Below are 8088 nucleotides of genomic sequence, written 5' to 3'. Positions count from 1 at the left end.
GGCCCGTCGAGCCCCCTCCAGCGGGGCGCGGCGGGCCGTCCGTGCGCTCAGCGGCGGGCTGTACGCACGTTCAGAGTCATGTTGCGCAACACAACATGTGGGGGCTGCCTCATCGGGCGGCCCCCACATGTATGCTCATGCTCGCTGTCGCCGCAGGGGAATCCGGTGCGAATCCGGAACTGTCCCGCAACGGTATGTTCGGTGCGCTTTTGCGCACCCCCGAGTAAGTCCGAGGACCTGCCGACAGTGCATCCGGCTCGACCGAACCGGATGCCAGACGTCCGGGCCTCGCGGTTGGGCCGGTGGACGCCGTACGGAGTGCTGCCCCGACCCGGGCCCGCCTCTGTCCGGCTGCCCCGTTCCCCGCCGGCCCCGAGCCGAGCGAGGGAGAGCACCACGTGACCATCGCGCCAGCCGATCCGGCTTCAGCCGCCGTGTCCGAAGCAGCCGAGTCCGAGGCAACCGCACACGACGGACCGGGAACCGCACTGCTGCGGACCCTGACCGGCCTCACCGTCGATCTGCCCGACACCGACCCCGGTCGCGTCGCCGCCGCCGCGCTGCGCGGCCGCAGCGCCCGGGCGGACGAGACCGAACTGCGCGCGCTGGCCACCGAGGCCGCCGCGGGGCTGATCTCCGAGGACCCCGCCTACTCCCGCCTCGCCGCCCGGCTCCTGACCCTCGCCATCGCCGACGAGGCGTCCGACCAGGGCGCCGTCTCCTTCTCCGCCTCGGTCGCCGTCGGGCACCGCGAGGGCCTGATCGCGGACCGCACCGCCGAGTTCGTCGCGCTGCACGCGGCCGCCCTCGACGCGCTGGTGGAGCGTTCGCTGGCCGACGGCGCCGACGACCGCTTCGGCTACTTCGGACTGCGGACCCTGCACAGCCGCTATCTGCTGCGCCACCCGCACACCCGCCAGGTCATCGAGACACCCCAGCACTTCATGCTGCGGGTCGCGTCCGGGCTCGCCGAGAACGACTCGGAGCGTGCCCTGGACGAAGTCGCGGCGCTGTACGGGCTGATGAGCCGGCTCGACTATCTGCCGTCCTCGCCGACCCTGTTCAACTCCGGCACCCGGCACCCGCAGATGTCCTCCTGCTACCTGCTGGACTCCCCGCTCGACGAGCTCGACTCCATCTACGACCGCTACCACCAGGTGGCGCGGCTCTCGAAGCACGCGGGTGGCATCGGCCTCTCGTACTCGCGTATTCGCGCCCGCGGTTCGCTGATCCGTGGCACCAACGGGCACTCCAACGGCATCGTGCCGTTCCTGAAGACGCTCGACGCGTCCGTCGCCGCGGTCAACCAGGGCGGTCGTCGCAAGGGCGCCGCCGCCGTCTACCTGGAGACCTGGCACGCGGACATCGAGGAGTTCCTGGAGCTGCGCGACAACACGGGTGAGGACCAGCGGCGTACGCACAACCTCAACCTGGCGCACTGGATCCCGGACGAGTTCATGCGCCGGGTCGACGCGGACGGCGACTGGTCGTTGTTCTCGCCCGCCGACGTCCCCGAACTGGTCGACCTGTGGGGCGACGCGTTCGACGCCGCGTACCGGGCCGCCGAGGCCAAGGGTCTGGCCCGCAAGTCGATGCCGGCCCGTGAGCTGTACGGCCGGATGATGCGGACCCTGGCGCAGACCGGCCAGGGCTGGATGACGTTCAAGGACGCCTCCAACCGGACCGCGAACCAGACCGCCGAGCCGGGCCGCGTCGTCCACTCGTCGAATCTGTGCACCGAGATCCTCGAAGTCACCGACGACGGCGAGACGGCCGTCTGCAACCTGGGTTCGGTCAACCTCGGCGCGTTCGTCGCCGACGGTTCCATCGACTGGGAGCGGCTGGACGCGACCGTCCGTACCGCCGTGACCTTCCTCGACCGGGTCGTCGACATCAACTTCTACCCGACCGAGCAGGCCGGCCGCTCCAACGCGAAGTGGCGCCCGGTGGGCCTCGGAGCCATGGGCCTGCAGGACGTCTTCTTCCGGCTGCGGCTGCCGTTCGACTCCCCCGAGGCCCGCGCGCTCTCCACGCGGATCTCCGAGCGGATCATGCTCGCGGCGTACGAGGCCTCCTGCGAGCTCGCCGAGCGGTCGGGCCCGCTGCCGGCCTGGACCGAGACGCGGGCCGCGCGCGGTGTGCTGCACCCCGACCACTACGACACCGAGCTGAACTGGCCGGAGCGCTGGGAGGCGCTGCGCGCCCGGGTCGCGAAGACCGGGATGCGCAACTCGCTGCTGCTCGCCATCGCGCCGACGGCGACGATCGCCTCGATCGCGGGTGTGTACGAGTGCATCGAGCCGCAGGTCTCCAACCTCTTCAAGCGCGAGACGCTCAGCGGTGAGTTCCTCCAGGTGAACGCGTATCTGGTGGAGGAGCTGAAGCAGCTCGGCGTGTGGGACGCGCGGACCCGTGAGGCGCTGCGTGAGGCGAGCGGCTCCGTGCAGGGCTTCGCCTGGATCCCGGCGGACGTGCGGGCGCTGTACCGCACGGCGTGGGAGATCCCGCAGCGCGGACTGATCGACATGGCGGCGGCCCGTACCCCGTTCCTCGACCAGAGCCAGTCGCTGAACCTCTTCATGGAGACGCCGACGATCGGCAAGCTCTCCTCGATGTACGCGTACGCCTGGAAGCAGGGGCTGAAGACGACGTACTACCTGCGCTCGCGCCCGGCGACCCGGATCGCCCGCGCCGCCTCCGGCCAGGCCGCGGCCACCACCGCCCCCATTCCCGTACAGCAGGCCTCGGCGCCCGACGCGGACGCGATCGCCTGCTCCCTCGAAAACCCCGAGTCCTGCGAGGCCTGCCAGTGATGAGCTCCACCGAATCCGAGAAGACCACGCGCGACAAGAACCTGCTCGACCCGGGCTTCGAACTGACCCTGCGCCCCATGCGCTACCCGGACTTCTACGAGCGCTACCGCGACGCGATCAAGAACACCTGGACGGTGGAGGAGGTCGATCTGCACTCCGACGTCGCCGACCTCGCCAAGCTGTCCCCCGGCGAGCAGCACATGATCGGCCGGCTCGTCGCGTTCTTCGCGACGGGTGACTCGATCGTCTCCAACAACCTCGTGCTGACGCTGTACAAGCACATCAACTCCCCCGAGGCGCGGCTGTATCTCTCGCGTCAGCTCTTCGAGGAGGCCGTGCACGTCCAGTTCTATCTGACGCTGCTGGACACCTATCTGCCCGATCCGGACGACCGTGCCGCCGCGTTCGACGCGGTCGAGGAGATTCCGTCCATCCGTGAGAAGGCGCGGTTCTGCTTCAAGTGGATGGATTCGGTCGAGAAGATCGAGCGTCTGGAGACGAAGGCCGACCGCCGTCGCTTCCTGCTGAACCTGATCTGCTTCGCGGCGTGCATCGAGGGGCTGTTCTTCTACGGCGCGTTCGCGTACGTGTACTGGTTCCGCTCGCGGGGTCTGCTGCACGGTCTCGCCACGGGCACCAACTGGGTGTTCCGTGACGAGACGATGCACATGAACTTCGCGTTCGAGGTCGTGGACACCGTCCGCAAGGAGGAGCCGGACCTCTTCGACGAGGAGCTCCAGCAGCAGGTCACCGACATGCTGAAGGAGGCCGTGGCGGCCGAGCTGCAGTTCGGCCGCGATCTGTGCGGTGACGGTCTGCCGGGCATGAACACGGAGTCGATGCGGCAGTACCTGGAGTGCGTGGCCGACCAGCGGCTCACCCGGCTGGGCTTCCCGGCGGTGTACGGCTCCGAGAACCCGTTCTCGTTCATGGAGTTGCAGGGCGTGCAGGAGCTGACGAACTTCTTCGAGCGCCGACCGTCGGCGTACCAGGTGGCGGTGGAGGGCTCGGTCGCCTTCGACGACGACTTCTAGGGCCGTAAGGCCTAGATCCTGGCCCAGCTTCTGAGGTAGGGGCGCCGCGCAGCCGTGACGGGCTGCGCGGCGTCCGCCGTTTCCGGGGGTCCGTCGCTCCGGGCCCGTTCCGCGGCGCGCAGCTCGCGGTCGATGCGGCGCTCGCGGGCGAGTCCGAGCAGCGCGGGGAGCAGGACGAGGGCGAAAAGTACGGCTGTGCCCAGGAAGTTCATGATTGTGTTCATGACTCCACTCTCGTCCACGCGGACGCGATCCGGCAGTGGCAGGACTGTCATGGAGCATCGAATTACTGCCACACTGGCTCCATGCTGAAAAATGTCGCCGCTCTGCTGCTCGACGAGGTGCACCCCTTCGAACTGGGCGTGCTGTGCGAGGTCTTCGGCCTCGACCGCAGCGACGTGGGCCTGCCGGTGCACGATTTCGCCGTGGTCTCCGCCGAGGGCCCGGTGCTGCGGACCCACGCCGGATTCACCATCAGCACGCCGTACGGCCTCGACCGCCTGGAGGAGGCGGACCTCATCGCCGTACCGGCCGGCAGCGACTTCGCCCGGCGGGACTATCCCGAGGAGGTCCTCGACGCCCTGCGCCGGGCGGTGGACCGGGGCGCCCGCGTGATGAGCGTCTGCTCCGGCGCGTACGTACTCGGCGCGGCCGGACTGCTGGACGGGCGCCGCTGCACCACCCACTGGCGCCATACGACGGAGCTGGCCCGCCGTTTCCCGCTGGCCGTCGTCGAACCCGATGTGCTGTACGTGGACGAGGGCGCCGTCATCAGCTCGGCAGGCACGGCGGCCGGGATCGACGCCTGTCTGCACCTGGTCCGGCAGGAGTACGGCCCCGATGTCGCCAACACGCTGGCCCGCCGCATGGTGGTCCCGCCGCACCGCGACGGCGGCCAGGCGCAGTACATCGAGCGGCCGCTGCCCCGCACCTCGTGCGACACGGTCGGGGAGACGTTGGCCTGGATGGAGCGCCACCTCGATCAGGAGATGACCGTCGACCAGCTGGCCGCACAGGCGCACATGTCGCCGCGCACCTTCGCCCGCCGCTTCCAGCAGGAGACCGGCACCACCCCGTACCGCTGGCTGCTCCGCCAGCGGGTTCTGCTGGCACAACACCTGCTGGAGACATCCGACGAAACGATGGATACGATCGCCGGGCGCACCGGCTTCGGCACGGCCGCCGCACTACGTCACCAGTTCGTACGGTCGTTGGGCACCACGCCGAACGCGTACCGCCGAACCTTTCGCGGTCCGGGCGCGATGTCCGAAGTGGCCTGATCCGCAAAAGGTCTGACGTCCGATCATTCGTCCAACCGTTCGCCACATCTGTCCATGGACCGCGGCCACCGTGTCCCAAGAGGGTCGGTCGCATGATGATGCGGATGGCAAGACGAAGGACTATCGGGGCCGTGGTGGCTGCGCTCGCCGCCGCGCTCCTGCCCTGGCAGAGCGCCTCGGCCGACGACACCTCCGCCGCCGCGGCCCCGCCGGAAGTGCTGCCCTCGCTGCGGCAATGGCAGGCCGGCGACGGCGAGTTCACGCTGACCGGCCGTGCGAGGATCGTGCTGGACGGGACGCATGACAGTCGTACGGCCGCCGACGCGCGCCGTTTCGCCGGTGAGCTGCGGGGAACCGCGTCGGTGTCGCAGGGTCGGGCAGCCGCCCGTTCCGGTGACATCGTGCTGCGTCAGGACCCCTCCCTGAAGGGCTCGTTGGGCGCGGAGGGCTACCGGCTCGATGTCGGCGACCGGGTCACCGTCACGGCCGCGACCTCCACCGGCGTCTTCTACGGTTCGCGGACCGTCCTCCAACTGCTGAACGACGACGGCCGGGCCGCGCGCGGTTCGGCGACCGATGTGCCGGCGTACCGGGAGCGCGGGGTCGGGGTGTGTGCCTGCTACATCAACGTCTCGATCCCGTGGTTCGAGCGGCTGATGAAGGACATGGCCTCCCAGAAGCTCAACCAGCTGTGGATCGAGGCCAAGGTCAGGAGCGACACCGACCCGGCGTCGGCGTTCTGGGGCTACTACACGAAGCCTCAGGTCCGCACCCTGGTCGCGCTGGCGAAGAAGTACCACATCGAGCTGGTGCCGGAGATCAACTCCCCCGGCCACATGGACACCTATCTGGAGGATCACCCGGAGCTCCAGCTCAAGGACAGGAACGGGGTCGCGTCCCCGCCCCGGCTCGACATCTCCCGGCCCGAGGCGCTGACGTACTACACCTCGATGGTCGACGAGGCGCTGCGCGTGTGGGACACCCGCTCCTGGCACATGGGGGCCGACGAGTACATGATCGGCTCCTCGTACCCGAACTATCCGCAGCTGCAGACCGCGGCGACCGCGAAGTTCGGCGCGAGCGCGACCCCCGACGATCTCTTCGTCGATTTCATCAACCAGGTCGACGCGCATGTGCGCGCCGACGGCCGGTCCCTGCGCATCTGGAACGACGGTCTGGCGGGCAGGAACGGCGTCGTCCCGCTGAACCGTGACGTCACCGTGGAGCACTGGCTGGGCGGCGGCGCCATTCAGAAGCCGTCCGCGCTGCTCGCCGAGGGCCGCCAGGTCATGAACTCCGCGTACGCGCTCTACCTGGTGCGCGGCGGCTACACGACGCAGACGCAGAAGCTCTACGAGAGCGACTGGACGCCCCTGCGCTTCGAGGGCGAGACGCTGCCCGCGACGGCGGCGAACCTCACCGGGGCCAAGATCAGCCTGTGGCCGGACAGCGCCGCGGCCGAGACCGAGAACGAGGTCGAGGCGAAGACGTTCATGCCGTTGCGCTTCCTGGCGCAGGCCACCTGGGGCGGCCCGAAGCCGAGCGCGACGTATGCCGGTTTCGAGGCGCTGGCCCACAAGATCGGTCACGCGCCGGGCTGGTCGAACACCGACCGCACCCCGCTCGCCGACGGCACGTACCGGCTGACCGCGGGCGACCGGGCACTCGCCCCCGCCGCGGACGCGGGCGTGTCCCTGGTCCGCGGCGCCGCGGCCTCCTGGACGCTGTCGGCCACCGCCGACGGGTACTACACGGTGCGCTCCGCCGAGACCGGCCAGTGCCTGGACGCGGTGCGCGGAAAGAAGTACCTGGGCGCGCCGCTGGAGGTCGGGGCCGAGCTGTCGCTCGGGGCCTGCTCGGCGACGGCGCGTACCCAGCGCTGGCAGCTGGACACCGGGGCGGGCGCGGTGACCCTGCGCAACGCGATTTCGCAGCTCCATCTGACGGAGCGGGCGTCGGACGGCGCCGCGGTCCAGACGACGGGCGCGACGCGGCTCGCGGCAAGGACCGTCTGACACAGGACACGGAAGGGCCCCGTACGCCGATTCGGACGGACCGGCGTACGGGGCTCTCGTGCGTCAGATTCCGCAGTTCGGCGCCGACCAGAAGTGGCTGGGGCCCTGGTTGACGTGGACGTGGTCGCCGTGGTCGGGGTAGCCCGGGCCGAGGATCCCGTTGAAGCCGTGGTTGCGGGCCTCCTTGGCGAGGGTGCACAGGGCGTGCGGTCCGGCTCCGAGGTCGGCCGCGTCCCCGTACAGATGGCGGCTGTTGGACGCGCCGCCGACCGCGCTGTTGCAGGACGTGGAGCGGAAGCCGCTGGTGATCCGGATCGACTGGTCACCGAGCGCGTGCCGCAGCGCCTCCAGCTTCCACATGGTGCTCAGGGCGTTGGCCTTCGCCGTGCCCGCCGCGACGGCACCACCCGCCCAGGTCGTATTGCACTGGTTGTGCTCGGCGTACGTGAAGTGGATCGGGGTGCAGTCGTTGTCCTGGAGCTCATAGATCTTGGCCTGGGTGGCCGGGCCCGCGATGCCGTCGGCGGCGAGGCCGTAGGCGGCCTGGAAGCGCTTGACGGCGGCGGTCGTGGCCGGTCCGTAGGAGCCGTCGACGGCGAGCACGGAGTTGTAGCCGGGGTAGCCGGCCACCCGTATCTGGAGCTGGACGACGTCATTGCCGGTGGCGCCGGGGGACAGGGTGCGGGTCCAGGTGTAGCAGCCGTCGGCCTGTGCGGTGCCGGCAGTGACCACGGCACCACCCAAGGCGAAAGCCATGGTCATGACAAAGCCGAGCAGCAGTCGGGCGGTGCGTCTGAGCATGTGGGGGCTCCCTACCATGACGTAGATGTGGTGAGAGAGCTTGTCGGACGAGTCAACGCGCGTCAACTGCACACGGACGAACGGCGGTTGACGATCCGCCCAGGAGGAAGAACCGGCGGGCCCGGTCTCCCTCGCGAGGGAGACC

6 protein-coding genes and 1 riboswitch are annotated in these 8088 nt (G+C 69.8%); of the genes, 4 read left to right on the top strand and 2 right to left on the bottom strand.

All coding sequences use genetic code 11. The features are described from left to right. The first annotated feature begins 124 nt into the window (after window positions 1–124). Window positions 125–260: riboswitch (cobalamin riboswitch) on the top strand. Window positions 261–398: 138 nt separating this feature from the next. Together ACFU8Q_RS36300 and ACFU8Q_RS36295 are read left to right on the top strand one after the other, a co-directional pair. Next, window positions 399–2813 (top strand): ribonucleoside-diphosphate reductase subunit alpha, encoded by a 2415-nt coding sequence (locus ACFU8Q_RS36300; protein WP_384462839.1) that lies wholly within the window; start codon window positions 399–401, stop codon window positions 2811–2813. Then, a complete protein-coding gene (locus tag ACFU8Q_RS36295) occupies window positions 2813–3847 on the top strand; it encodes a ribonucleotide-diphosphate reductase subunit beta (protein WP_384462836.1) in 1035 nt (344 codons plus the stop codon). Before ACFU8Q_RS36300 ends, ACFU8Q_RS36295 begins: the two co-directional genes overlap by 1 nt. A gap of 11 nt (window positions 3848–3858) precedes the next feature. Here ACFU8Q_RS36295 and ACFU8Q_RS36290 read toward each other — a convergent pair whose 3' ends face one another. Then, window positions 3859–4071, bottom strand: coding sequence for a hypothetical protein (locus tag ACFU8Q_RS36290; protein WP_384462833.1), 213 nt, complete (start codon window positions 4069–4071; stop codon window positions 3859–3861). Between the two features lie 81 nt (window positions 4072–4152). Between ACFU8Q_RS36290 and ACFU8Q_RS36285 the strand changes: the two genes are divergently transcribed. Together ACFU8Q_RS36285 and ACFU8Q_RS36280 are read left to right on the top strand one after the other, a co-directional pair. Then, window positions 4153–5127 (top strand): helix-turn-helix domain-containing protein, encoded by a 975-nt coding sequence (locus ACFU8Q_RS36285; RefSeq protein ID WP_384462830.1) that lies wholly within the window; start codon window positions 4153–4155, stop codon window positions 5125–5127. Between the two features lie 98 nt (window positions 5128–5225). Next, entirely contained in the window at window positions 5226–7142 is a 1917-nt protein-coding gene (locus tag ACFU8Q_RS36280) for a family 20 glycosylhydrolase (protein ID WP_384462842.1), read from the top strand. Between the two features lie 63 nt (window positions 7143–7205). Here the strand turns inward: ACFU8Q_RS36280 and ACFU8Q_RS36275 are convergent, their stop codons facing one another. Next, the gene (locus ACFU8Q_RS36275; protein ID WP_384462827.1) at window positions 7206–7943 is read right to left on the bottom strand and encodes a D-Ala-D-Ala carboxypeptidase family metallohydrolase; all 738 of its coding nucleotides are present in this window, start codon (window positions 7941–7943) and stop codon (window positions 7206–7208) included. Window positions 7944–8088: the final 145 nt, after the last annotated feature.

Source organism: Streptomyces sp. NPDC057543 (genome assembly GCF_042801895.1).
Classification (GTDB): Bacteria; Actinomycetota; Actinomycetes; order Streptomycetales; family Streptomycetaceae; genus Streptomyces.
This window is presented reverse-complemented; position numbering and strand designations above follow the sequence as displayed.

What these genes read in the sequence shown, in the direction of transcription:
- ACFU8Q_RS36295 (WP_384462836.1), top strand. Translation starts at nt 2,813, where the DNA reads ATGAGCTCCACCGAATCCGAGAAGACCACGCGCGACAAGAACCTGCTC.
- ACFU8Q_RS36290 (WP_384462833.1), bottom strand. Translation starts at nt 4,071, where the DNA reads ATGAACACAATCATGAACTTCCTGGGCACAGCCGTACTTTTCGCCCTC.
- ACFU8Q_RS36285 (WP_384462830.1), top strand. Translation starts at nt 4,153, where the DNA reads ATGCTGAAAAATGTCGCCGCTCTGCTGCTCGACGAGGTGCACCCCTTC.
- ACFU8Q_RS36280 (WP_384462842.1), top strand. Translation starts at nt 5,226, where the DNA reads ATGCGGATGGCAAGACGAAGGACTATCGGGGCCGTGGTGGCTGCGCTC.
- ACFU8Q_RS36275 (WP_384462827.1), bottom strand. Translation starts at nt 7,943, where the DNA reads ATGCTCAGACGCACCGCCCGACTGCTGCTCGGCTTTGTCATGACCATG.